Origin of the sequence: Shewanella sp. AS16 (assembly GCF_021412365.1) — a bacterium.
Classification (GTDB): Bacteria; Pseudomonadota; Gammaproteobacteria; order Enterobacterales; family Shewanellaceae; genus Shewanella; species Shewanella salipaludis.
The window spans coordinates 73,680-96,724 of the sequence record NZ_JAKCLK010000001.1 but is presented as its reverse complement, the minus strand read 5'-3'; the positions used below and the strand labels follow the sequence as shown (position 1 = coordinate 96,724).

At 55.2% G+C, this 23,045-nt stretch carries 26 protein-coding genes; 21 read left to right on the top strand and 5 right to left on the bottom strand.

The annotated features are described in order from the left end of the window. The first annotated feature begins 111 nt into the window (after positions 1-111). From LZP73_RS00495 to LZP73_RS00420, 16 genes are all read left to right on the top strand, one after another. Positions 112-1,479: a glutamine synthetase family protein gene (locus LZP73_RS00495; protein ID WP_234232573.1), complete on the top strand. Its 1,368-nt coding sequence runs from the start codon at positions 112-114 to the stop codon at positions 1,477-1,479. A gap of 77 nt (positions 1,480-1,556) precedes the next feature. Further along, positions 1,557-2,948 carry an aldehyde dehydrogenase family protein gene (locus LZP73_RS00490; RefSeq protein ID WP_234232572.1) on the top strand — a complete coding sequence of 464 codons (1,392 nt, stop codon included), beginning with the start codon at positions 1,557-1,559 and terminating at the stop codon, positions 2,946-2,948. 51 nt (positions 2,949-2,999) lie between these two features. Next, positions 3,000-4,160, top strand: a complete 1,161-nt coding sequence (locus tag LZP73_RS00485; protein WP_234232571.1) for an iron-containing alcohol dehydrogenase — start codon at positions 3,000-3,002, stop codon at positions 4,158-4,160. A 67-nt stretch (positions 4,161-4,227) separates the two neighbouring features. Then, positions 4,228-4,941: a glutamine amidotransferase-related protein gene (locus LZP73_RS00480; RefSeq protein ID WP_234232570.1), complete on the top strand. Its 714-nt coding sequence runs from the start codon at positions 4,228-4,230 to the stop codon at positions 4,939-4,941. 201 nt (positions 4,942-5,142) lie between these two features. Beyond that, positions 5,143-5,844 (top strand): tRNA (adenosine(37)-N6)-threonylcarbamoyltransferase complex dimerization subunit type 1 TsaB, encoded by a 702-nt coding sequence (gene tsaB / locus LZP73_RS00475; RefSeq protein ID WP_442800700.1) that lies wholly within the window; start codon positions 5,143-5,145, stop codon positions 5,842-5,844. A 167-nt stretch (positions 5,845-6,011) separates the two neighbouring features. Further along, positions 6,012-6,311: a hypothetical protein gene (locus LZP73_RS00470; RefSeq protein WP_234232568.1), complete on the top strand. Its 300-nt coding sequence runs from the start codon at positions 6,012-6,014 to the stop codon at positions 6,309-6,311. Continuing rightward, positions 6,304-7,005: a M50 family metallopeptidase gene (locus LZP73_RS00465; protein ID WP_234232567.1), complete on the top strand. Its 702-nt coding sequence runs from the start codon at positions 6,304-6,306 to the stop codon at positions 7,003-7,005. The genes LZP73_RS00470 and LZP73_RS00465 overlap by 8 nt, the downstream gene beginning before the upstream one ends. Positions 7,006-7,093: 88 nt before the next feature. After that, positions 7,094-7,924 carry a class I SAM-dependent methyltransferase gene (locus LZP73_RS00460; RefSeq protein ID WP_234232566.1) on the top strand — a complete coding sequence of 277 codons (831 nt, stop codon included), beginning with the start codon at positions 7,094-7,096 and terminating at the stop codon, positions 7,922-7,924. A 33-nt stretch (positions 7,925-7,957) separates the two neighbouring features. Then, the gene (locus LZP73_RS00455; protein ID WP_234232565.1) at positions 7,958-8,872 is read left to right on the top strand and encodes an alpha/beta fold hydrolase; all 915 of its coding nucleotides are present in this window, start codon (positions 7,958-7,960) and stop codon (positions 8,870-8,872) included. 193 nt (positions 8,873-9,065) lie between these two features. Continuing rightward, positions 9,066-10,739, top strand: a complete 1,674-nt coding sequence (gene fadD / locus LZP73_RS00450; protein ID WP_234232564.1) for a long-chain-fatty-acid--CoA ligase FadD — start codon at positions 9,066-9,068, stop codon at positions 10,737-10,739. 58 nt (positions 10,740-10,797) lie between these two features. After that, positions 10,798-11,910, top strand: a complete 1,113-nt coding sequence (rnd, locus tag LZP73_RS00445) for a ribonuclease D (RefSeq protein WP_234232563.1) — start codon at positions 10,798-10,800, stop codon at positions 11,908-11,910. A gap of 691 nt (positions 11,911-12,601) precedes the next feature. Next, positions 12,602-13,003 (top strand): hypothetical protein, encoded by a 402-nt coding sequence (locus LZP73_RS00440; RefSeq protein ID WP_234232562.1) that lies wholly within the window; start codon positions 12,602-12,604, stop codon positions 13,001-13,003. Positions 13,004-13,106: 103 nt separating this feature from the next. Next, positions 13,107-14,063, top strand: a complete 957-nt coding sequence (locus LZP73_RS00435; protein WP_234232561.1) for a DUF4268 domain-containing protein — start codon at positions 13,107-13,109, stop codon at positions 14,061-14,063. Between the two features lie 62 nt (positions 14,064-14,125). Then, a complete protein-coding gene (locus LZP73_RS00430) occupies positions 14,126-14,464 on the top strand; it encodes a carbon starvation protein CstA (protein ID WP_234232560.1) in 339 nt (112 codons plus the stop codon). Positions 14,465-14,800: 336 nt separating this feature from the next. Next, on the top strand, positions 14,801-15,103 hold the full coding sequence (locus LZP73_RS00425) for a DUF1330 domain-containing protein (protein WP_234232559.1): 303 nt from the start codon (positions 14,801-14,803) through the stop codon (positions 15,101-15,103). A gap of 35 nt (positions 15,104-15,138) precedes the next feature. Further along, positions 15,139-15,630: an arsinothricin resistance N-acetyltransferase ArsN1 family B gene (locus LZP73_RS00420; protein WP_234232558.1), complete on the top strand. Its 492-nt coding sequence runs from the start codon at positions 15,139-15,141 to the stop codon at positions 15,628-15,630. Positions 15,631-15,719: 89 nt separating this feature from the next. Here LZP73_RS00420 and LZP73_RS00415 read toward each other — a convergent pair whose 3' ends face one another. Next, positions 15,720-16,502, bottom strand: a complete 783-nt coding sequence (locus tag LZP73_RS00415; RefSeq protein WP_234232557.1) for a hypothetical protein — start codon at positions 16,500-16,502, stop codon at positions 15,720-15,722. A gap of 376 nt (positions 16,503-16,878) precedes the next feature. Beyond that, positions 16,879-17,490 carry a LysE family translocator gene (locus tag LZP73_RS00410; protein ID WP_234232556.1) on the bottom strand — a complete coding sequence of 204 codons (612 nt, stop codon included), beginning with the start codon at positions 17,488-17,490 and terminating at the stop codon, positions 16,879-16,881. Positions 17,491-17,598: 108 nt separating this feature from the next. Between LZP73_RS00410 and LZP73_RS00405 the strand changes: the two genes are divergently transcribed. From LZP73_RS00405 to LZP73_RS00395, 3 genes are all read left to right on the top strand, one after another. Next, positions 17,599-18,474: a LysR family transcriptional regulator gene (locus LZP73_RS00405; protein WP_234232555.1), complete on the top strand. Its 876-nt coding sequence runs from the start codon at positions 17,599-17,601 to the stop codon at positions 18,472-18,474. Positions 18,475-18,589: 115 nt separating this feature from the next. Beyond that, positions 18,590-19,042, top strand: a complete 453-nt coding sequence (locus tag LZP73_RS00400; RefSeq protein WP_234232554.1) for a DUF3465 domain-containing protein — start codon at positions 18,590-18,592, stop codon at positions 19,040-19,042. 86 nt (positions 19,043-19,128) lie between these two features. Next, positions 19,129-19,623: an anthrone oxygenase family protein gene (locus LZP73_RS00395; protein ID WP_234232553.1), complete on the top strand. Its 495-nt coding sequence runs from the start codon at positions 19,129-19,131 to the stop codon at positions 19,621-19,623. A gap of 100 nt (positions 19,624-19,723) precedes the next feature. On the opposite strand, the gene minE is transcribed toward LZP73_RS00395, so the two are convergent. Genes minE through minC form a run of 3 tightly spaced genes read right to left on the bottom strand, consistent with a single transcriptional unit; the run spans position 19,724 to position 21,488 of the window. Further along, the gene (gene minE, locus LZP73_RS00390; protein WP_169562835.1) at positions 19,724-19,981 is read right to left on the bottom strand and encodes a cell division topological specificity factor MinE; all 258 of its coding nucleotides are present in this window, start codon (positions 19,979-19,981) and stop codon (positions 19,724-19,726) included. Between the two features lie 2 nt (positions 19,982-19,983). Then, positions 19,984-20,793 carry a septum site-determining protein MinD gene (gene minD, locus LZP73_RS00385; RefSeq protein WP_169562834.1) on the bottom strand — a complete coding sequence of 270 codons (810 nt, stop codon included), beginning with the start codon at positions 20,791-20,793 and terminating at the stop codon, positions 19,984-19,986. Positions 20,794-20,822: 29 nt separating this feature from the next. Further along, positions 20,823-21,488, bottom strand: a complete 666-nt coding sequence (minC, locus tag LZP73_RS00380) for a septum site-determining protein MinC (RefSeq protein WP_169562833.1) — start codon at positions 21,486-21,488, stop codon at positions 20,823-20,825. A 121-nt stretch (positions 21,489-21,609) separates the two neighbouring features. Here minC and LZP73_RS00375 point away from each other — a divergent pair, with 121 nt between their 5' ends. Beyond that, positions 21,610-21,900 (top strand): YcgL domain-containing protein, encoded by a 291-nt coding sequence (locus LZP73_RS00375; RefSeq protein ID WP_234232552.1) that lies wholly within the window; start codon positions 21,610-21,612, stop codon positions 21,898-21,900. Positions 21,901-21,969: 69 nt separating this feature from the next. Further along, positions 21,970-22,962 carry a lytic murein transglycosylase gene (locus tag LZP73_RS00370; RefSeq protein ID WP_234232551.1) on the top strand — a complete coding sequence of 331 codons (993 nt, stop codon included), beginning with the start codon at positions 21,970-21,972 and terminating at the stop codon, positions 22,960-22,962. The last annotated feature ends 83 nt before the right edge of the window (positions 22,963-23,045 follow it).

Here is a 23,045-nt window from a genome sequence, read left to right as displayed (position 1 = left end):
CTCCGGAGCCTTGCATTGGCAAAAATGGTGAAAAAAATTTCGCCGCCTATGACATTTGATGCCATATTTTCAAATGGATAGACAGAGAGCCCAGTGCAAGGGAGAACGCTTATGCAAGCCAGAGAGGTCAAGACCCGGGTCCAGGCCATGGCGATAGTGGAAGAGCGGGGTCTGAGCCATGTCAAAGTCGGCCTGTTCGACAACGATGGGGTGATGCGCGGCAAATACATGGCGAAGGAGAAATTCTTCGCCTCGCTGGAGAAAGGCTTCGCTTTCTGCGACGTGGTGCTGGGCTGGGACATGAAAGACAGGCTCTATGATAATAGCCGCTACACAGGCTGGCATACCGGCTACCCGGATGCACCCGTGCGCATCTTGCCCGATACCTGCCGTGATGTGATAGGCGAAGCCGGCATGTTGCTCTTCCTGGCCGAGTTTACCGGCGACGCCGAGGCCATCTGCCCCAGGGGCTGCCTGCGGCGGGTGCTGGCTTTGGCCGATAAGCTGGGTTTCGACGCCTTCGCGGCGCTGGAGTACGAGTTCTTCCTGTTCGATGAAACCCCGCACTCCATTCGCGAGAAGCATTACCTGGATCTCAAGCCCATCACCCCCGACTGGTTCGGCTATTCCATGCTGCGTAACTCTGTGCATTCCGAGTTGTATCACGACATTCTCGCCATGGGGCAGACCATGGATTTTCCCATCGAGAGCCTGCACACGGAAACCGGCCCAGGGGTGATAGAGGCGGCCATCACGGTCGACCAGGCCTGCGCCGCCGCCGACAAGGCCGCCTTGTTCAAGACCTTCATGAAGGTCCTGGCCCAGAGGCGCAACCTGCTGGCCACCTTCATGGCCAAGTGGTCGGGGGATTATCCAGGGCAGAGCGGGCATATTCACCTGTCGCTGCGCCATAAGGACGGCACGTCGGCCTTCTTCGATGCCGATGCGCCACATAACATGAGCCAGCTGCAGCGGTATTTCCTCGCCGGGCAGCAGCGGCTGATGCCCGAGTTGCTCTGCCTGATAGCGCCGACCATCAACAGCTATACCCGCATGGTGCCCGGCTTCTGGGCGCCGACGGATGCCACTTGGGGGGTAGAAAACCGCACCACGGCGCTGCGGCTCATTCCTGGATCTGCGGCATCCCAGCGTATCGAGTACCGCCTCGGCGCCGCCGATGCCAATCCCTATCTGGCGCTGGCGGCGGCGCTCGGCAGCGGCCTCTACGGCATAATGCATAAGTGGGAACCTCTGCCCGAGGTGAAGGGCAATGCCTACGACCAGACCCATGATGCCTCCCTGGCGCTGCCGGCCAGCCTCTGGGAGGCGGCGGCGCAGTTGAAGCAATCCCAAGCGGCCGGGACGCTGTTTGGCGAGGCCTTCGTGACGCATTTCGCCGCCAGTCGGGAATGGGAGGAGCGCGAGTTTCGCCGCCAGGTGACGGATTGGGAACTGCAACGCTATTTCGAGATAGTTTAACCTAAAGGCCGAGTTCAATTCGTTGGCAGCCGGGCAGGAGCAGCAGCTGAAACACAGGCAACAACCGAGGGCAGCGCATGAGTCAATTCCAGGACACCCTATCCCCCATAGACGGCAGCGTCTACGTCAGCCGGGCGCTGGCGGACGAGGCCCAAATAGCGCGCGTGCTCGCCGAGGCCAGGGGGGCCCAGCGGGATTGGGCGGCCACGCCCCTGGCACAGCGTCAGGCCATCTGTACCAAGGCGGTGGCGTACCTGCTGGCCCAGCGGGAGGACATAGCCCTGGAGCTCTGCTGGATGATGGGCCGGCCGCTGCGCTACGCGGCGAGCGAAGTCGCCGGGCTCGCCGAGCGGGCCAGTTACATGATAGCCGCGGCGCCCGCGGCCCTGGCTCCTCTGACCCTGGCAGCCAAGCCGGGCTTCAGCCGTTACATCCAACATGAGCCCCTGGGGCTGGTGTTCGTCATAGCGCCCTGGAATTATCCCTATCTCACCGCCATCAACAGCCTGGTGCCGGCCTTGCTGGCGGGTAACTGCGTCTTGTTGAAGCACTCGGCCCAGACCCCGCTCTGTGCCGAGCGTCTGTATGCCGCCTTCGAGGCCGCCGGCTTGCCCCCAGGAGTGCTGAGCTACCTGCATCTGAGCCACGAGGCCACCACCAAGATCATCGCCTCGGGGGCCGTCAACCATGTGGCCTTCACCGGCTCTGTGACGGCGGGGGCACTGGTGGAGCGGGCCGCCGCCGGCCGCTTCATCGGCCTGGGGCTGGAGCTCGGCGGCAAAGATCCCGCCTATGTCCGCCCCGACGCCGAGCTTGACGGCGCGGTGGCGAGCGTCGTCGACGGCGCCTTCTTCAATTCGGGCCAGTCCTGCTGCGCCATAGAGCGTGTCTATGTCCATGCGGACATCTATGACGCCTTTGTCGCCAAGGCCGTCGCCTCGGTGAAGGCCTACCGCCTGGGGCGCAGCGACGATCCCCAAACCACCCTGGGACCCCTGGTCAACGCGGCGGCGGCCGATTTCGTTCGGGGGCAAATTCAGGAGGCGCTGGCCCGGGGGGCGGTGGCCCACATAGACGAGGCGCTGTTCCCATTGAGCCGTCCCGGCACACCCTATCTGGCGCCGCAGCTGCTGACCCGGGTCAACCATGGGATGCGGCTGATGACCCAGGAGTCCTTCGGCCCTGTGGTGGGCATAATGAAGGTCGAAGACGATGAGGAGGCACTCGCCCTGATGAACGACAGCGAATTTGGCCTGAGCGCCAGCATCTTCACCCGGGATATAGTGACAGGCATCGCCCTGGGCGAGCGGCTGGAAACCGGCACCTTCTTCATCAACAGGTGCGATTATCTGGATCCCGGGCTCGCCTGGACTGGGGTGAAGCAATCGGGCAGGGGATGCAGCCTGTCGGAATTGGGATTCGGTTACCTGACCAGACCCAAGTCTTTCCACATCAAACATAGGTGTTGAAAGCAAGATCTTTTTCATGCACCCACAACAGAGTGGAACTCAGGAGGCGGTATGGCATTGCAGGCAGAGTGGAACTATCCGACGGCCATCAGCGTCGGCGCCGGGGTCTTGCGGCGACTGCCGGAGGCCTGCCGGCAACTGGGCATGACCCAGCCCCTGCTGGTGACAGATCCCGGCCTGGCGCAGCAGCCCATGGTGTCTCGGGCGCTGGCCCTATGCCGCGCCGCCGGCCTTGAGGCCTCTGTGTTCAGCGACATTCGGGGCAACCCAACGGCGGACAATGTCAGTCTCGGCATGCGTGTCTTTCGCCGGGGCGGCTTCGATGGCGTCATCGCCCTGGGGGGCGGCTCCAGCCTGGATGCAGGCAAGACCATCGCCATGATGGCGGCCCAGTCCCTGTCCCTGTGGGATGCCGAAGATCTGGGGGATAACTGGACCCGGCTGGACACCCGGCTGATGGCCCCCGTGGTGGCGATCCCGACCACGGCGGGCACGGGCTCGGAAGTCGGCCGGGCGGCGGTGATAACGGACAGCGCCAGGCGGCTGAAACGTATCCTGTTTCATCCGCAAATGTTGCCGGCGCGGGTGCTGCTGGATCCCGAGCTGACCCTGGGGCTGCCGGCGCACCTCAGCGCCGCCACCGGCATGGATGCCTTATCCCATAATCTGGAGGCCTATTGCGCCCCGGGTTACCATCCCATGGCCGCCGGGATAGCGCTGGAGGCCATGCGGCTGATCAAACTGCACCTGCCGCGGGTCGTCGCCAACGGGGACGATCTTGAGGCCCGCACCCAGATGCTGGTGGCCTCCTGCATGGGGGCAACCGCCTTTCAGCGCGGCCTGGGGGCCATGCATGCCCTGGCCCATAGCCTGGGGGCCCTGTACGATAAACACCATGGCCTGCTCAACGCCATCCTCATGCCCTATGTGTTACTGGCCAACCGCAGCGCCATAGAGGCGCCCATGGGCCGCCTGGCCCGCTATCTGGAATTGCCCGAGCCGGGCTTCGACGCCTGCTTGCAGTGGCTGCTGGATCTCAGGGCCGAGCTGGGGATCCCCCATACGCTGGCCGAGATAGGCCTGGGCGGGGAAGAGGCGCAGCGGATAGGGCGGATGGCGTTGGCGGATGCGGCCGCGGCGGGCAATCCCATCGCCTTCGACGCCGAACAATATGCCGACCTGTTCAGGGACGCGCTGACCGGCAGCCTGTAGCAGGACATTTGCCATCTAGTGCTTTAGGCTTAACGGAGGCAGCCAGCCGAGCGAGTAGGGGGAGAGGATGAAGATAGGTATTTTGCAATGTGACGATGTCAGCGAGCCGCTGTTGCAGGCCCATGGCAACTATCCGGAGATGTTCCATGAGCTCCTGACCGGACTGGATGAGACGATAGGCATCTGCATCTACCGGGTGATGGACTGCGAGTATCCGGCCGCCATAGACGAGTGCGATGCCTATATCATCAGCGGCAGCCGCCATAGCGTCAACGAGGAGCTGGCCTGGATCCGCACCCTGGAGGCCTATGTCCGCGAGCTCTACCTGGCCAACAAGAAACTGGTCGGCATCTGCTTCGGCCATCAGCTGATGGCCAAGGCGCTCGGCGGTGAAGTCATACAATCGCCCAAGGGCTGGGGCGTGGGGGTGGCCACGACAGAGATCACCAGCAAACAGCCCTGGATGACCCAGGCCGAGGAGCGCATGTCGCTGCTCGTCAGCCATCAGGATCAGGTCAGTGTCTTGCCCGCCGCCGCCCAGGTGCTGGCCGCCAGTGACTTCTGCCCCTTCTACATGGTGCAGATAGATGCGCATTTCCTCGGTATTCAGGGGCACCCCGAATTCAGCAAGGCCTATTCCCGGGACTTGATGGAGGCGCGCCGCCACAGGATCCCGGCGGGGCGCATAGCGCAGGGGCTGGAGTCCCTGTCCCAGCCGCTGGACAACAAACGCGTGACCCAATGGCTCATCGACTTCATCCGCCATGAGGCCACCGGCTGAAGCCTGAACCGGCAAGCCGCCATCCGCACCCTGGTTACACAAAACCGCTTGAGATCCGGGGATATGTATCAGGAAACTTGAATTATCCACCCTGTCTTGGGGTATACTCATGCGCTCATTGATTTGCGCCCGGGCGCCCTATACCTTATTCCTGCCATCCAACAATGGGATTGGCCTTTACTGATGACAGAAAACAACCAGATGACTGCTTCCCCAACGATTTTAGCGCTCGATACCTGCACCGAAGCCTGTTCCGCCGCCTTGCTGGTCGATGGGCATGTTTATGCCGAGATAGCCGATGCGCCCCGCGAGCATAGCCAGCGGCTGTTGCCCATGGTGGATGCGGTATTGCAGCGGGCCGGTATAGGCCTGGATAAGGTGGATGTCATCGCCTATGGCCGGGGGCCCGGCAGTTTCACCGGCATACGCATCTGCACCAGCATGACCCAGGGGTTGGCGCTGGGGCAGGAGTTGCCTGTGATCGGCATCTCGACCCTGGCGGCGATGGCGCAGATGGCGATAAGCGAACACGGCGCCAACCAAGTGCTGTGTGCCATAGACGCCCGCATGGGTGAGGTCTATTGGGGCCAATATGTGGCCGTCGATGGCATAGCGACCCAGGTCGCTGTCGAGCAGGTCAGTGCGCCCGATGCGCTTGAGCTGGCCCTGGATACGGCGCGGCCGATAGTCGCCTGCGGCACCGGCTTCGACGCCTATCCCGAGTTATTGCACCTGGGCCAGGGCCTGGATGCGCTGCCGCAAGTCAAGTTTCCCGATGCCAGGGCCATGCTTGAGCTGGCACAGGTGGGCATCGCCGCCGGGGAGACCACCAGCGTCGATGAACTGCAACCCGTGTATTTACGCGACACAGTTGCCTGGAAAAAATTGCCGGGAAGAGAATAGCTTAGTGACACGCCAGAGGGGGACTGCAAGCCTTGACAGGCATTTTAGCGTACGGCCCATTAGCGAATGCCAGTCGGCTGGACTAGTATAAATACATGTCAGGAAACAATAGATTGCAGTGTGGGTGTGAGACGTGTGGCGCCGCATAGAACGAGGCACAGATGCAGATGAACATTAATTCGATAGGACTCACTCAGGCTGTAGCAAGTAACCGTCCGCCCCAGACCCTTGTTGCCCCGGCCCAGTCGGGTCCTGCGTTCATTCCGCCGCTGCCGCTGAGCCAGAGTGGCATGTCGACCCGCGTCCATGCCAGTGGCGAGCGGCCCTCATCCTTCCACGACTCTCATCTGACCTATGATAGCCTGGCGCAGGGCACAGAAGGGGCGATAAACCAATATATGCTGACGCAAAATTTTGCCAAACGCGATGAGATCCAAAGCATGGTGGGCATAGACATCTATGCCTGATGCCGTCACTGCGTCAAGATACGCCGCCGCTGTCCCTTCGGGTGTCCCGGGCCGAGGTCGTTTCATCCTGGAGTTGTTGCTTGCCCTGTTGCTCACCCGTTTGCCGTATCTCGGCGTTCCCTTCAAATGGCTCGAAAGCTTCTTTCACGAATTGTCCCACGGTCTGGCGACCCTGCTCAGTGGCGGCATCGTCAGTCATATCCAATTGTTTCCCAATGGTGCCGGCTTTTGTTTCAGCCAGGGGGGGGCGCCTTTGCTGATCGGCTTCGCCGGCTACTTCGGCGCCGCCTGTTGGGGTTACCTGATTTTCATCCTGGCCACCTGGCCCAGGGGGATACGAGCCAGTTTTGCCTTCCTCGGCGGCGCCGTGCTGCTGAGCCTGCTGCTCTGGGGGCGGGATCTCCTGACCATAGGCATCCTGCTGACATTGGCCTGCTTGTTGCTGTTGCCATTGAGACTCAAGCATCAGCCGGCCCTGCTCAGCGGGCTTAGGGTAGCGGCGCTGATGATCATGCTCAATGCCTTGGCCAGTCCGGCGGTCCTGTTCGGCCTCTCGGGCCAGGGCGATGCCGTCATCCTGGCACAGAACAGCTGGCTGCCGGCCTGGTTCTGGGTGCTGTCATGGCTGAGCTGCAGTGCCGGCTTTCTGTATCTGGCATGGCGCCGGGTCGACCGGGCCAGCCTGCTGCGCTGAACACTAAATGTAACCAGCTATTTCAATCCCTTGGCTTTTTTCATCCCGACTGTTAGCTTGAGGCTTCGGTTTCCCCACGAGAGTCAAAATGAAAATAACCTCAATCTGTGCTTCGCTCCTTCTCACCGGTCTGATGTCTGTCCAAGCCTTGGCTGCGGCGCCCGAGCCGTCCCAGGATGCCTTGGCCCAAGCGGTGAAGAGTGACTTCCGCCAGGCCAAAAACAGCCTGCGTGATGAGTACCGCCATCCCCAGGACACACTGAACTTCTTCGGGATTAACAGTTCGCAGACGGTGATCGAGCTTTGGCCAGGCGCTGGCTGGTATGCCGAGATCCTTGGCCCTTATCTGGCCAAAGACGGCCATTATGTCGCCGCCAACTTCGAAACCGAGCCGAGCCAGGATACCCAGGGCAACAGGTATAGGGCCAAGAATGGCAAGAAATTCGCCGCTTGGTTGGCGCAACATAGCGATGTGCTGGGCGCCGCCTCGACCGTGACCCTGGATCCGCCGGCCAAGTTGACGCTCGGGGCCGACAAGAGTGCGGATCTGGTGCTGACCTTTCGCAACCTGCATAACTGGGCGATGCAAGATCAGCTGGCAGGGATATTCGATGCCGCCTTCCGGGTGCTGAAAGACGGCGGTGTCTTCGGCGTGGTGGAGCATAGGGCCAAGCCAGGCATGGATCCCGACAGCGGTTACATGGTGCCGGAGCAGGTGATAGCCCTGGCGACCAAGGCGGGTTTCGTGTTGGCTGCCAGCTCCGAGGTCAATGCCAATCCGAAAGACAGCAAAGATTATTCCCGTGGGGTATGGACACTGCCGCCTGTGCTGGCGCTGGGACAGCAAGACAGGGATAAATACCTTGCCATAGGCGAGAGCGATCGCATGACGCTCAAGTTCATTAAAAAATCTTCTTAAATTAGCGACAAGCTAACTGACATTCGAGGCTATATGTGGCAATCTTCCGCCCCCGAAAATCCGCCGCCGGCGGGACAGCAAGTTGAGCTGGCGTTGCCCCATATTCGCCTCTGCGGTCGACTCTGGGGGGCGAAGGATAAGCCCTTGTTGCTGGCCTTGCATGGCTGGCTGGATAACGCCAACAGTTTCGCGCCGCTGGCCGGGCACCTGAGCGATTTCCAGTTGTTGGCCATAGACTGGCCTGGACATGGTTTGTCTGACCATAGGCCAGGGGCCTATCCGCTGCATTGGCTCGATTATCTCTATGATTTGGATCAACTGCTGGCGCACCTGGGGCAGACCCAGGCCCCGGTCGCCATCCTGGGGCATTCCTTGGGGGGCATAGTCGCCTCGGCCTATACCGCCGGCTTTGGCGCCAAGGTCAATAAGTTGGTATTGATCGAAGCCCTATGCCCGCTGTTCGAAGATGCCGCCAAGGCGGGGCAGCGCCTGGCGCACAGTTTCAACCAGCACGGGCGCTGGCTCGGTAACAGGGGCAAACCCGCCACCTCGTACGAGTCGCTCGAGGTGGCGGTACGTGCCAGGGCCGGCCTTACCGGCCTGGACGAGTCCTGGTGCCGCTTGCTGGTGGAGCGCAACATGCGCCGGACGGAGCAGGGCTTTTGCTGGCGCAGCGATCCCAGGTTGAAGCTGGACTCGCCGCTGCGCCTGACCTTCGAGCAGGTCGACGCCCTGATGCAGCAGGTTGCCACTCCGACCCTGTTGTTGACCGGCAGCGAGGGTTTTCACCAGCTCAGGAGCGCCTTGCCATTGGCCAGGGGCTGGTACCGCCACCTGACCGAAGCCGTGTTGCCGGGGGATCATCACCTGCACATGGGCAATGCCGCCGGGGTGGCCGCAGAGATCAGGGCGTTTCTGGCCGAGAAAAGCGTCTCGGCGGGGCGATGATGCATACCAAAAATCGGGCTGGGCTTTTGGTTGCATTTATGTGATGATGATCAAAAATTAAAACGCCCGTATGATTTTTGTGGGTGTTCAATAAGTATAAGAAGTAAGTCGGCGTTTTAATAAGCAATTTTACGCACGCCTTACATTGACCCTGGCTGCATTGCTGCCGCCATGGGGATTCTAGGAGAGATTTGTGGACCAGCCTTGGATTGAGAATTTGCCCGAAGACGTGCCTGCCGAAATAGATACGGCGCAATACACTTCCCTTGTCGATATGTTTGAGACCTCGGTGGCCAAATATGCCGACCAACCCGCCTTTATCAACATGGGCGCGACCTTAACCTATCGTAAGCTGGAAGAGCGCAGCCGGGCCTTCGCCGCTTATTTGCAGAATCAATTGGGACTCAAACAGGGTGACAGGGTCGCCTTGATGATGCCGAATCTGCTGCAATATCCCATCGCCCTGTTCGGTATTTTGCGTGCCGGCATGGTGGTAGTGAATGTGAACCCCCTCTACACCCCCAGGGAGCTCAAGCACCAGCTCAACGACTCGGGCGCCAAGGCGATAGTGGTTGTGTCCAACTTCGCCCGCACCCTGGAAGAAGTGGTGGATCAGACCCAGGTGGAGAGCGTGATCATCACTGGGCTCGGGGATCTGCTCAGCGCCCCCAAGCGCACCTTGGTCAACTTCGTGGTCAAGTACATCAAGAAGCTGGTACCCAAGTACCATCTGCCCAAGGCGCTGTCGCTGCGTGATGCCCTGTCCAAGGGGCGACGGATGCAGTACGTCAAGCCCAGAATCGGCTTCGATGATCTGGCCTTCCTGCAATACACGGGCGGCACCACTGGGGTCTCCAAGGGCGCCATGTTGACCCATGGCAATGTGGTCAGCAACGTGCTGCAGGCCGACGGCGCCTATTCGCCCATGCTCAACAAGGGCACAGAGTTGGTGGTGACTGCCTTGCCTCTGTACCACATCTTCGCCTTGACGGTGAACTGCCTCTTGTTCCTGCATAAGGGCAGCAACAACCTGCTGATCACCAACCCCAGGGACATTCCCGGTTTCGTCAGTGAGCTGAAGAAATACCCCTTCACCGCCCTGACGGGGGTGAACACCCTCTTCAACGCGCTGGTGAACAGTGAAGAATTCCGACGGCTGGACTTTTCCCGACTCAAGCTGTCCATCGGCGGCGGCATGGCGGTCCAGAGATCCGTGGCCGACAAGTGGCAGGCGATAACCCAGACCCGCTTGCTGGAAGGTTATGGCCTCACCGAAGCCTCGCCCCTGTTGGCCTGTTGTCCCTATAACCTCGAGGGCTACAACGGCTCCATAGGTTTTCCGGCGCCTTCGACCCAGATCCAGATCCGCGATGAGGAAGGCAAGGTCTTGCCCCAGGGCGAGACCGGCGAGTTGTTCGGCAAGGGCCCCCAGGTGATGAAGGGCTACTGGCAGCGGCCGGAAGAAACCGCCAAGGTGCTCGACGCCGAGGGCTGGTTGGCGACAGGTGACATAGGCTATATGGATGAGCAGGGCTTCTTCTTCATAGTAGATCGCAAGAAAGACATGATCTTGGTGTCGGGTTTCAACGTCTTCCCCAACGAAGTGGAAGAAGTGGTGGCCATGCATCCCAAGGTGCTGGAAGTGGCGGCGGTTGGGGTGCCCAACGAAGCCAGCGGCGAATTGGTGAAGGTATTTGTGGTTGCCAAAGACAAATCCCTCACCGAAGCCGAGGTAGTCGCCCATTGCCGTCATCATTTAACGGGATATAAGGTGCCTAAGCTGGTAGAATTCCGTCAGGAATTACCCAAAACCAATGTGGGCAAGATCTTACGCCGGGAACTTCGAGACGAAGTCAAGACTGCGTAAGGATGAAGCCGGCAATCGCCGGCTTTTGTTTTTAGGGCCCCTCATTCCGGAGAATAATTTGTTAGCGTTTCAATATGTGAGTGATGAAGCCGCACTAGCGCAACTGGTTGAGCAATATCGCCAGGCTAAGCTGCTGGTGCTGGATACTGAATTTGTCCGCACCCGGACCTACTACGCCAGACTCGGGCTGATCCAGGCCTACGACGGCAAGAGCCTGGCATTGATAGACCCGGTTGCCATACAGGATCTCTCGCCCTTCTGGAGCCTGTTGACCGATCCCGGCATCATCAAACTGGTGCATTCCTGCAGCGAAGATCTGGAAGTGTTCGCCCACAATGGCCAATGTCAGCCAGGTCCCTTGTTCGACAGCCAGATAGCCGCCTCCGTCTGTGGCATGGGCCATGGCATGGGTTACGCCAAGCTGGTAGAGACCTGTCTCGATGTGATAGTGGATAAGGGCGAGTCGCGTACCGACTGGATGAAACGCCCCCTGAGCGAAGCCCAGCTCAACTATGCCGCCAACGATGTGTTCTACCTCTACAAGCTCTACCCTCAGCTGCTGGCCAAGCTGGAACAGCAGGGCAGGCTGGCCTGGGTATATGAAGAAGGCGAGCGCATGACCCAGGACCGCCTGGCGGCGCCGGACACAAACGCAGCCTATCTCAGGGTGAAGAATGCCTTCCAGCTGACGCAGCAACAATTGGCCTACCTCAAGGTGCTGGCCAAGTGGCGCATGGAGAAGGCCCTGGCACGGGATCTCGCCCTGGGTTTCGTCGTCAAAGATCACGCCCTGATCGCCCTGGCGAAGAAGCAACCAGGCAGCCTGCCCGAGCTGTTGCGGATCAATGACCTGACCGAACAAGAGAAGCGGATCCACGGCAAAGATCTGCTCAGGGTGCTGCAGACTGCAGATCTGGCCAACTTGCCCGAGGCCGTGGATGTGCTGGCGCTCAAGCCGGGCTACAAGTCCGCCTTCAAGGCGATCAAGAACTGCCTGACGCAGGTGTGCGAGCACCATCAGGTGCCGGTCGAACTCCTGAGCTCCAAGCGTCACATTCATGATTACTTGCAATGGCTATGGGCCGGTAAGCAGGGGGAGACCCCCTTGGTGCTCAGCGGCTGGCGCGGCACCCTCGCCGCCGAGGCGTTGGGGCAGCTGAGGCTAGCTTAGCGCATCGGGTTTACACCGCGAATGTCACGGGGACAGGTATTTACCTGTCCCCGTTTTGTTTCCGCCGTCCGCCATCAGGGCCATGCCTGTTAGCTGGGAGCTGCTGGCTGTCATAGTAGGCCACAGACACATTGCCCCGGCCGGCATGCACGCACTAAAGCATACAGGCGCAGCAATGCCACAAGTGCCTGTGCTAGGTAAAGTGATGTCAGTGCCGTTTTCAGCTTGCCATAGCGGCGAATATATCTTAAGTTAACTCATTAATAACAGTGATGATATTGCCATGGAAGCAGCCCAGTTGTCAGGAAGATAGCAACAGAGATCCATAGGGTTTCTTGCTTCACATTTCCTTCCATGCACATCATTCCCGTTTTCGGCAAGTGACGCTCATGGCCATCCAACAACGAGAGTATCCAACAATCGAGAGCAGCATACAGCGGCGAAGTGGAAGCCCGGATCCAAGGGCGGTAGCGTGGCTGGAGATGGACCAATTCTCTGCGTGAGGGGGGAGAAAATAACGAGATCTTGCCCGCTCATAAAGAGATTAAACGCTTATGTGTGTTTAACCGAAAAACTCAGGACTACGAATTAAATACTCTGCAGAACAGCAGTTTGTGATAGAGTGATTTTCATTGGCCTATGTATATATACGTATACGCACTATGAAATATTAAGATTTAAAAGGGGTAATATGTCTTTCGAAAAATATGCTGCAATTATTGGATTGATTGCGACTATACCGGTTTATAAAGGTTGGTTCTTAATATTGTGGAAGTGGAATAAGGCTAGAAAAATCACATATTTAGAAAAGCAATTAGAAGTCATTGGGAAATTACATGAAGATAATAAATGTTTAATTATCTACATTGGTCAATCATTACTAACGGTTCTTGCTTTCATAGCGGCCTCTCAAATTTATCAATTTATGAATATTTCTACAGAAAACAGTAATATTGCCTATGGGTTCATTAGCTTTCTTTCTTTAGTTACATATTTAATAGCAATTAGGTTTTTGGGTAAGCTTACCCAGGTAAGAGATTACGAAAAGTATAGTGGAAAGTTGAAATTGTCTATTGAGAGGTTAAAGTCCTAAAAAACTTCAAAAAGTACAGTTGGTTATTTTTACTGTTTTTTAATATTTTAACCGAGCTTAGTTTTGCTTAATTAAGTGTTCCATACCATAAGGAGAAATCACATTGTTCGGAGAGTTGAGTAAAGTTGCGTTAAGAGAAATATGGCCTCGTGAAGCGTCTGATTTTACACCGTGGCTTGCTGAAAACATTGAGGAGCTGGGAAAGGCACTCGGAATGGAACTGGAGTTAATCGAGCAAGAAGCTAGTGTAGGTGATTTTTCACTAGATATTCTAGCTAAAGACTTAGGCTCATCCAAGTCTGTGATTGTTGAGAATCAACTTACACAAACAGATCATGACCATCTTGGAAAATTATTAACATATGCTGCTGGGTTCGATGCGTCGATAGTTATTTGGATTTCAGAGTCGATCCGAGAAGAACATAGACAAGCAATGGATTGGCTAAATCAGAGAACCGATAACGAAACATTATTTTTCGGCGTTGTTGTTGAAGTAATAAGAATTGACAATTCAAGACCAGCATTCAATTTCAAGCTGGCCGCGTCGCCTAATGAATGGCAAAAGAATAAGAAGCGCCAAACTCAAAGGTCTTCAGTGTCTACAAAAGGGGAGAAATATCAAAACTATTTTCAAAGTTTGATTGATACCTTGCGGGATGCACATAGATTTACTTCTGCGAAGGCAGGTCAGCCCCAGAATTGGTATTCATTTCCATCTGGATTTAGCGGTTTAACCTATGGTGCGAATTTTGCGCAGGGCGGTAAGGCACGCGCTGAATTCTATATAGATTTAGGTGATAAAGATAAAAATAAGTATGTTTTTGATCAGTTGCATAATCAAAAAGAAAAAATTGAGAGTGAGCTTGGTGAAGCAATCAGCTGGGAGCGCCTTGATAATAAGCGAGCTTCGAGATTAGCACTATATACGGATGGTGTTATAGATGATTCAGATGCTGAACTTGAGAGAATTAAGGGCTGGCATATTGATAAACTTCTCAAACTCAAGTCATTGCTTGGTATGAAAATTGGCCAATTGGCTAAATCTGCAACCAGCATGTAACAAGTTAAAGCACACGGACGCAGCAAAGCTGCACTGTGTTTGACGTATTACCAAGGACGAATATGAGAACACTTCAGCTGTTAGGGTTTCTGCTTGCCATCGCAGGTATCATCTTAGGATACATGATGCTGGCCCCCATTGATGGTGAAACGTCTGAGGCTTCGGCAAGCGTGGCGGGCATGGGCATAATGCTCATAGTGTTACCGGCTTTTGGCTGGTCTGCGTTAATGTTGGTGCCTTCCTCTTTAGCCCTGTTTAAAGCTGAAGTAAGGCAACGAACCTATTTTAAAGGGCAATTTTGGTTAAACCTGTGGAAATTGAATATAGTGCTTTCCGCCCTGTACATATTCGTTGCTCTGTGTATCGCCTATTTATGGATCAGCGTCAGCATTAACAAGTAATAAGCATCAGCACAAACGCACCCTTCGGGCGCTGGAGTCGCAACAGGTTATTCGCCGTGTTTCGTCGTGTAGTTGCCATTTCGGCGATGACGCCAAAGACGCCTTTCAGGTCGCAACAGGTTATTCGCTGTGTTTCGTCGTGTAGTGGGGGCGTCTTGGGCGTGGGACCATTACCGAGCGGCTTAGAAGCTTGGCGCATGACGATTTCGCCTGACAGTTCATGCCCGATTCTCCGGGTGAGCATCACCTGTGGTGTGAGTCCCTGAGTGGGATGTTGAGTGTGTTGCCGGAATACTCAGCAAGAAACAAGATACAAGATACAATGGAGATGTCGTGATGTATGAAATGCTAGTGGGGTTAGAGGTTTCAGATAATGAAACCTACGCCCAATACCGTGAGGCAATGAAGCCCACTTTAGCCAGATATGGCGGCGGTTTTGGTTTCGATTTTGTCGTGTCTGAGGTGCTGCTGTCTCAAGTAGAGGTGGCTATCAACCGTGTGTTCACGATCAATTTTCCCAGTCAAAACGCAGCGGATGACTTCTTCTCTGACAGTGAGTACTTAAAAGCCAAGTCACAATTCTTTGCAACGTCTGTACTCAATACGACTATCATTGCATGTTATGAAAAAAATACTTAGCAAACGGTTAACAAAGAAAAATACAGTTGGGTAGCATGATAAGAAAAGCCGTGGAAGCTGACTCAGAAGTGATAGCTGGAATTTATAACCACTATATTGAAAATACAGCTATTACGTTTGAAGAAGAAAAGGTATCTGCAACAGAAATCAATCGAAGAATTCAGAATGTTCAAGCTGCTGGTTTGCCCTGGCTGGTTGCAGTGGAAGATTCGGTTGTCGTTGGCTATGCCTACGCAACCAAATGGAAAGACAGAAGTGCATACAGGTTTTCAGTGGAAGTCACAGTCTACCTTGCTCCCGGGGCCAGGGGAAAAGGCTATGGCTCCATGTTGTATCTCGCTCTCATGGCGAAGCTGAAAGCTTGTGGTGTTCAGTCTGTGATTGGCGGGATAACCTTGCCAAATCAAGCGAGTGTTGCACTCCATGAAAAAATGGGCATGAAGAAAGTAGCCCATTTTGAAAAAATAGGTTTTAAGTTTGGTCAGTGGCAGGATGTGGGTTACTGGCAAAAAAGCTTGCACAACTAACAAACCAGCATGAATGGGCCCCAGAGGAGAAATGACAAAGGTTGCGCAGCACGGCACCCTGCGCATGGGCTTTGCAAAAAACCGGCAGGTTATTTGAAGCGGCAGGAATTAAACCTGGGCACCTCACCGTCGAGCTTGATTGAAAGCGCCCTGGCGGTACCTATGGGAGCGTTCACTGCCAGTACAGTGCCCGTAGCCGTTACGCTGGTGACGCCACACATATCCTCATAGTAATCTTGATCGCAACAGTGGTTGTCTGCATTTTTGTCGCCCGGTTTGCAGCTCCAGGGGCCGGCAATCTGGAAGCCCGGCGCTTTGCTCAGCGTGGGTGGGCAAGAACACACAATCTCATTTTGGTTGATATGGCCGAGACCCGGGAAGTCTTGGCCCTGAGTACTGGTGAAGCACAGCCCACCATCACATTGTGCGCCATAGGTCTGTGGGCCCGACTCGGTGTTGCAGGTGTAATAGCCCATTGGGGGGCCGAGCTTTTCCGTCTCGGGCTGATAGTCGGTTTCAATCTGGCGGGGCGTGGCATAGGTGCTGACAGTGAAGCCGTTGTGGTTTCCTTGCAAAAGCGTATCGCAAATGTTTCTACTTTCGCCGTTTGCCTCATAGTCAAAACTGAAGGAAATACTTTCTTCATTCATGACATCACATTTGCAGTAAGCCACGCCATCGAGTGTCCAACAGGTCGCGGTGGCGCAAAGGGCGAATTTGTCGGCTTGATTGGCTGCCAGCGGGCACTCGACAATCTTGGCATCGCTTGCATCTGTGGCGGATTTGGAAGGCAGCTCTTTGGCCATGGCCAGCGATGGCACGGCGCCGAAAAGCAGCATGGATATCGTCAATAACAGCGCTTTGTGAGACATTGGAAGTTCCCTTTGAATGTAAGTTCAACAAAGTCAACTCGGCTGGGCCACAGCAAATTAAAATAAATTAAACATAAATTAAAATAGTTAACCTATCAGCCAAGATTGTATTTCTCTGCCTGCGATTGGCAGGCGCTGACTAACTATAGTTACATACAATTTATATCGCCAAATCCAAAGTAAAATATAATGATTTAAAAATAACGCTATGATTCGCGCTATTTGGGAAAAGAGAAAAACAGGATATAGCTCCCGCTCCTGCTCTTTCGATTCCACTAAACCAGGCCTTGCGATAATCCATAGCGCCGTGCGCTTGTCGAAGGCCAAGGTGAATTCGCACCACCGGTTAATTTACATTGGAAAGCGGCTGGCGGCTTCAGGACTTTATGGCAAGCAAGGCGCCGAAGGCGAGTAAACCTGCGCCGCATGCCTGATTTAATCTTTGCTTCATTTTCAGCAAGCGCGCTTGAAGTGCATTTGAGGTGAAGAGTATGGCGACGATACAGAACCAGAGCCCGTGCAGTAGCACCATATATAGCCCGTATATGACAGCCGGATGGAAATCACCTGCAGCGGGTGAAATCACTTGGCTGAAAATACTCAGGAAGAAGAGCATTGTTTTCGGGTTTAAGAGATTGCATAAGAAACCTTGTGCCAGATACTGCGCAGTATTGACATCTGTTGCGTCTGCTTTGACTGAGGTTATCTGAGCACCGCTGGAGAAAATGCCTTTCAACCCCAAATAGATGAGATAGGCCGAACCCGCATATCTGACTAAACTGAATAGCAATTCATTTTGGGCTATCAAGTAGCTTATGCCGAGCAGTGAATAAGCTATATGAATACAGATGGCGAGACTCACTCCAATGGCCGTCCAGATCCCGGCCTTTCTGCCATGGTTGATACTGTTTTTCAGCACCAACACAAAATCAGCCCCTGGACTGATGACGATTAACACGCCGAGGACGGCGAGGCTGATGAACTCCATGCATACTCCGAATTTGATCTATGATGATGTTTGAGTCGTCATTGTATGCATTTTATCGGCTGGCTATAATCGAAATAATTTCAGCAGCTATGTGAGAAAAAGTCACGGATGAGACACCTCAAGGCATTTCACGTTTTTCATGTTGCAGCATCATCGCCGAGTTATACCGAAGCCGCAAACAGATTGAATATCACCCATGGGGCAGTGAGCAAACAGATCAAAGTGTTGGAAAACCACCTCTCTCTGCCCTTGTTTTACAGGCAAGGCAGGAATCTGCATCTGACCCAAGAGGGCGAGTTGCTCAAAGACTATACGGAGCAGGCTTTTCAAGCCCTGGATGCCGGCGTAAACAGGCTGTATCGGATGAAAAATCCCTGTCTGGAAGTGTCCTGCGAGCCAACCTTGACCATGCGCTGGCTGATGCCCAGGTTAGCGGATTTTTACCTAAGTTCGGGGGCCGATGTCAGGTTATCGACAGCCGGAGGCCCTGTCACCCTGGGGACGACAGGCTTGTCGTTGGCGATTCGGCGTGATGATTTTGCGCTGTCCCATGATTATCAAAAGATTCGGTTAGTGGATGAGTGGGTTGGTCCCGTATTTTCGCCTGAATATTGGGAACAGGTGAAACATGACCCGGGCAAGATTAAGCTGCTCCATAGCCAGACTAGGCCACAGGCATGGGATGACTGGTCTTCGAGTTACGGCGATACATTTCTTGCTGGCAATGCTGGCCAAAGCTTTGCGCATTTCTACTTCTGTTTTCAGGCTGCCGTCGATGGCTTGGGGGCCGCAATAGGTTCATATCCATTAGTCGTGGACGATCTGAAAAGAGGTAATCTGATAGCACCCTTCGGCTTTATTCCATCCGGACATGATTACATATTACTGAGTCACAACAGAGAACCGGATGAGCTGGAGCAAAAGTTTACCCATTGGTTACAAAGCAATTTATCAGCATGTGTGCCTACTCGAGTCGAGAGATGAGCGCCTGTGTTATTAAGGGAGCCGCGGATTGAAAGTATGGCTCTAGTTTGCTGCATTAGCGGCGGCTGGCTGGGGTTGGCAGTAGCCAAGCAGATGATGCGGCAAGAGGCCTAGCATGAAAAAATTACTGATCATCCTTTCCTTGGTGACGGGGATCTATCTATGGATGGATGCGGGTCAAAGCCGGCAGCCGCTATTGGTTGCCGACATGCCCCCGGCAGAGAGTGCCGTTGCCTATGACGGCGCAATAGAGCGGGCTTTCGAAAACCACCAGAGTCAGCTCCAGGTCGAAGGCATGGGCCTGGTGGTGGCTCTGTTGGCGGACGATACCAAGGGGGCCAGGCACCAGAGGTTTATCTTACGCCTCCCTTCGGGCCTGACGTTGTTGATAGCACATAACATAGATTTGGCCGCCAGGATAGACACGCTGGCCAATGGTGACAGGGTGCAGTTTTACGGCGAGTATGAGTGGAACCGACAGGGCGGGCTAGTGCATTGGACCCACAGGGATCCCGATGGGCGTCATGTCGCGGGTTGGCTTAAACATAATGGCAGAACCTATCAATAGCCTTATGGCGAGCCGGCCCAAAGCCGGATGACTGCTGGCGTGTGGGCTTAGCCCTAGGATAGCAATGATTGCCGCGGGAGTATGATATGAATTGGATCGAGACTGTTCTTTTTCCCCTGACTCTGGCCGGGGTGCTGAGCTGTGGCCTGGTTGCCGGGATCTTTTTTGCATTCTCAAATTTTGTCATGGACGCACTCGAAAAGCTCCCGGCCGAAGCCGGCATGTCCGCCATGCAAGCCATCAATATCACTGTCCTGAATCCATTATTCTTCGGCTGCTTTTTTGGTGCCGCAGGCATTAGCCTGATACTGGGGAGTTTCTCGCTCATCCAATGGCAGCATCCAAGCGCCGTATGCTTGCTGCTTGGGAGCCTGGTGTATTTGGGCGGTTGTTTGTTGGTGACTGTTGTGGCTAATGTGCCGCTCAATGAGGCGCTAAAAAGAGTCGCTCCGCATCGGCCCGAGTCTGTTGGATTCTGGCGTGAATATGTTTGCCGTTGGCGGCGCTGGAATCATCTCAGGACCCTGGCATCGTTCCTGGCGGCGGCATGCTATGCTATCGGCTTGGCACAGTTAGGCTAAATGGGCGCAACGCGCCGAATACTTTGCGGCGAATATGTCGTTCAGTGTGGCGCCGGCAGGAGACCCACCAATCCCATGTCGGGAGTGGTGGGCGAATGGCTTATCTGTCGGGCAGGGTAACGTTCAGCTCGAGTACCGACAGGTTATCATCGTTCTGATCCAGCTGCACCGAGACCTGATCTTCAGATATCTGCACATATTTACGGATCACTTCGATAATTTCCTGTTTCATCTGCGGGAAATAATCCGGCGCGCCACGTTCGCCCCTCTGGTGGGCGACTATGATCTGCAGGCGCTCTTTGGCCATGACCGCAGTGCTGGTTTTCTTATTGCTTCTGAAATAGTCGAGTAGAGACATAATTAGCTACCAAATATCCGTTGTAGGAAACCTTTCTTTTCTTCCGTGATGAAACGTACCGGCAAATCTTCGCCAAGCAGGCGCGCAACCGTATCGCTGTAGGCCAGGCCGGCATCGCTTTCCTGATCTATGATCACAGGCACACCCGAGTTCGATGCCTTGAGCACCGACTGGGATTCGGGGATCACCCCGAGCAGTGGGATCGCCAGGATCTCGCTGACGTCTTCGACGCTGAGCATTTCGCCGCTCTTGACTCTGGTAGGCGAGTAGCGGGTCAGCAGCAAATATTCCTTGATGGGCTCCAGGTTCTGCTCGGCGCGGCGCGACTTGCTCTGCAGCATGCCGAGGATCCTGTCCGAGTCGCGCACCGAGCTGACCTCAGGGTTGGTGGTGACTATGGCGATATCGGCAAAATACAGTGCCATCATGGCGCCTTGCTCTATGCCCGCAGGGGAGTCACAGAGGATATAGTCAAATTCTTTGGCCAAATCATCGAGTACCCGGCCGACGCCCTCCTTGGTCAGGGCGTCTTTATCCCGGGTCTGGGACGCCGGCAGGACAAACAGCTTCTCGCAGCGCTTGTCCTTGATCAGCGCCTGATTCAGGTTGGCTTCACCATTGATGACATTGACGAAGTCGTATACGACTCTGCGTTCACAGCCCATGATGAGATCTAAGTTGCGCAGGCCGATATCGAAATCTATGACCACGGTTTTGTGGCCTTGAAGGGCCAGCCCCGTGGCAATAGCAGCACTCGATGTGGTCTTGCCCACACCGCCTTTACCTGAGGTGACAACAATAATTTGTGCCATGTTTCTTTCTATCCTTTTCTGCCATTAAGTTATAGGGGCAATGATTCGACTATGAGTGACTCGCCCTCGAGGCGAATACAGCCACTCTTCCCAGGGCAGTGCTGTTGCAGGTTTTCTGCCAGCCAATATTGCCCTGCGATAGAAACCAGTTCGGCTTCCATGGACTGGGCTATGATCACAGCATGGCGGTCGCCGCCGGCACCCGCCATGGCTTTACCACGCAGTGCACCGTAAATATGAATGCTACCATCTGCAATGACTTCGGCGCCATTGCCAACGGCACCAAAAATGACCAAATCGCCATCTTTTGCATAGACTTGCTGTCCTGAGCGAATGTTTTGCTTCACTATTTTGGTATTTCGGACCTGGGGTGGGGTCACAGGACTCTGCTTGCCGGCCTTGATGCTGGCCAGGCCTTGATCTTTGGCTTGTTGGTTCAAGGCCGCAGAGGCGCCCGTGACACCGACAATCACCAACTGCCTGCTGGTCAAGAGTTGTTTCAGGGCGGCGACATCCACCTCTTCACCATCCAGCCCGCTGAGATTGACGACCAGGGGGGCGCCGATAAAAAATTGCGGTGCCTGGGCGAGTTTGTGGTCTAACTCGGCGGCGACCGCATCTAAATCCTGATTATTGATGTGCAGTACCGAAAGCGTAAAAGAGGACCCTTTCAACTCGAGACTAGGTTTTGGCATCCCGGCATTATTCTCCAGAAATCATCAGTCGTCCGCTGATTTGCAATTAAATTACGAAGTGACCATGTTATAGTGTGGCCCATTGGCTGGCAAGTTTGATACCGGGGAAATTGATACCATTATGTTATGTGCCGTTTATAAGAGTAGTCGCAGGGCAGATACCTACCTTTTTGTTGGGAAGCGCGATCATTTTGAGGATGTGCCCCAGGCCTTGCTGGAGATGTTCGGTCCGCCAAAGCTGGTGATGCTGTTACCCCTGTCCAAACGTGATCACCTGGGTATCGCAGATATCGACAGGGTGAGGGCAGAATTGGCCGATAAGGGCTATTACCTGCAGTTACCGCCGCCACAGGTGAATTTGCTCGAAGAGTACAAGCAGCAGAATAAGCAAGAACAGGCACAAGCGCATTAGTCACAGGGGTTAGGACGCCAGTGACAGGATAGCCAAGCACACAAGCGTTAGAAATATGTAGGGTGAGTTATGAATTGGAAATTACTTCATAGTGTCATTGTCGGCGCCATCATGTCTCTGCCGGCGATGGCGCAGCCGCAAGCCGACAGGGGCAGCTTCGGCGACTATCTCGATAATTTAAAGAAAGAATCCCTGGCGGCGGGCATACCCAAGACCACGGTTGAGAGTGCCTTTGCGCAGCTTAAGTTATTCAAGAAGGCCATAGCCTCGGATAAGTCGCAGCCCGAGAGCCAGCATACCCTGGAAACCTATCTGCCCCGCGTGGTGCCCGAGTGGAAGGTGGAGCAGGCGCGCAGCTTATTCAAGCAGCATAGGGAGGAGCTCACCGCCATAGGCGAAAAATACGGGGTGCAGCCCAGATTCATAGTCGCCCTGTGGGGCGTGGAGTCCAACTTCGGGGCGCTGATGGGCAGCTATCCTGTGCTGTCAGTCACGGCTTCGCTGGCCTATGAAGGCCGGCGTGAGGCCTTCTTCAAGAAAGAGTTTCTCGCGGCATTGAAGATCATGGCGCAGGAAAATATCCCCTTCGAAGAACTCAAGGGCTCCTGGGCCGGCGCCATGGGCCAGACCCAATTTATGCCGACCTCTTATCTGGCCTACGCCCAGGACGGTGACGGCGATGGCAAGAAAGACATTTGGAGCAACCCGAGTGATGCCTTCGCCTCGGCCGCTTACTTTCTGCAGCAGGCAGGTTGGCAGGCCTCGGAGACCTGGGGCCGCCAGGTGCAGGTGCCTTCGAGTCTCGACATGAGTCTGGTGGGGCTGGAGACCAAGAAGCCATTCTCCGCCTGGCAAGCCCTGGGGGTGCGGCGTTACGATGGCAAAGATCTGCCGAACAGGGACGACATGCAGGTGTCTGTCCTGATGCCAGATGGTCAGCGGGGACGCAAGTACCTGGTGTATGACAACTACCGGGCGTTGATGAACTGGAATCGCTCCGATTATTTCGGCATCTCAGTGACTTATCTGTCGGAGCGGATCAAGTATCCCGCCATAGATTAGCCATCAACCTCAGTGTCAGGGATAGTGCCGGCCAGAGTGTTGGCTGCCCAGGCAGCAATTAGGGTAAAATAAGCCGCAGTAGC

What these genes read in the sequence shown, in the direction of transcription:
- LZP73_RS00495 (WP_234232573.1), top strand. Translation starts at nt 112, where the DNA reads ATGCAAGCCAGAGAGGTCAAGACCCGGGTCCAGGCCATGGCGATAGTG.
- LZP73_RS00490 (WP_234232572.1), top strand. Translation starts at nt 1,557, where the DNA reads ATGAGTCAATTCCAGGACACCCTATCCCCCATAGACGGCAGCGTCTAC.
- LZP73_RS00485 (WP_234232571.1), top strand. Translation starts at nt 3,000, where the DNA reads ATGGCATTGCAGGCAGAGTGGAACTATCCGACGGCCATCAGCGTCGGC.
- LZP73_RS00480 (WP_234232570.1), top strand. Translation starts at nt 4,228, where the DNA reads ATGAAGATAGGTATTTTGCAATGTGACGATGTCAGCGAGCCGCTGTTG.
- tsaB (WP_442800700.1), top strand. Translation starts at nt 5,143, where the DNA reads ATGACTGCTTCCCCAACGATTTTAGCGCTCGATACCTGCACCGAAGCC.
- LZP73_RS00470 (WP_234232568.1), top strand. Translation starts at nt 6,012, where the DNA reads ATGAACATTAATTCGATAGGACTCACTCAGGCTGTAGCAAGTAACCGT.
- LZP73_RS00465 (WP_234232567.1), top strand. Translation starts at nt 6,304, where the DNA reads ATGCCTGATGCCGTCACTGCGTCAAGATACGCCGCCGCTGTCCCTTCG.
- LZP73_RS00460 (WP_234232566.1), top strand. Translation starts at nt 7,094, where the DNA reads ATGAAAATAACCTCAATCTGTGCTTCGCTCCTTCTCACCGGTCTGATG.
- LZP73_RS00455 (WP_234232565.1), top strand. Translation starts at nt 7,958, where the DNA reads ATGTGGCAATCTTCCGCCCCCGAAAATCCGCCGCCGGCGGGACAGCAA.
- LZP73_RS00440 (WP_234232562.1), top strand. Translation starts at nt 12,602, where the DNA reads ATGTCTTTCGAAAAATATGCTGCAATTATTGGATTGATTGCGACTATA.
- LZP73_RS00430 (WP_234232560.1), top strand. Translation starts at nt 14,126, where the DNA reads ATGAGAACACTTCAGCTGTTAGGGTTTCTGCTTGCCATCGCAGGTATC.
- LZP73_RS00425 (WP_234232559.1), top strand. Translation starts at nt 14,801, where the DNA reads ATGTATGAAATGCTAGTGGGGTTAGAGGTTTCAGATAATGAAACCTAC.
- LZP73_RS00420 (WP_234232558.1), top strand. Translation starts at nt 15,139, where the DNA reads ATGATAAGAAAAGCCGTGGAAGCTGACTCAGAAGTGATAGCTGGAATT.
- LZP73_RS00415 (WP_234232557.1), bottom strand. Translation starts at nt 16,502, where the DNA reads ATGTCTCACAAAGCGCTGTTATTGACGATATCCATGCTGCTTTTCGGC.
- LZP73_RS00410 (WP_234232556.1), bottom strand. Translation starts at nt 17,490, where the DNA reads ATGGAGTTCATCAGCCTCGCCGTCCTCGGCGTGTTAATCGTCATCAGT.
- LZP73_RS00405 (WP_234232555.1), top strand. Translation starts at nt 17,599, where the DNA reads ATGAGACACCTCAAGGCATTTCACGTTTTTCATGTTGCAGCATCATCG.
- LZP73_RS00400 (WP_234232554.1), top strand. Translation starts at nt 18,590, where the DNA reads ATGAAAAAATTACTGATCATCCTTTCCTTGGTGACGGGGATCTATCTA.
- LZP73_RS00395 (WP_234232553.1), top strand. Translation starts at nt 19,129, where the DNA reads ATGAATTGGATCGAGACTGTTCTTTTTCCCCTGACTCTGGCCGGGGTG.
- minE (WP_169562835.1), bottom strand. Translation starts at nt 19,981, where the DNA reads ATGTCTCTACTCGACTATTTCAGAAGCAATAAGAAAACCAGCACTGCG.
- minD (WP_169562834.1), bottom strand. Translation starts at nt 20,793, where the DNA reads ATGGCACAAATTATTGTTGTCACCTCAGGTAAAGGCGGTGTGGGCAAG.
- minC (WP_169562833.1), bottom strand. Translation starts at nt 21,488, where the DNA reads ATGCCAAAACCTAGTCTCGAGTTGAAAGGGTCCTCTTTTACGCTTTCG.
- LZP73_RS00375 (WP_234232552.1), top strand. Translation starts at nt 21,610, where the DNA reads ATGTTATGTGCCGTTTATAAGAGTAGTCGCAGGGCAGATACCTACCTT.
- LZP73_RS00370 (WP_234232551.1), top strand. Translation starts at nt 21,970, where the DNA reads ATGAATTGGAAATTACTTCATAGTGTCATTGTCGGCGCCATCATGTCT.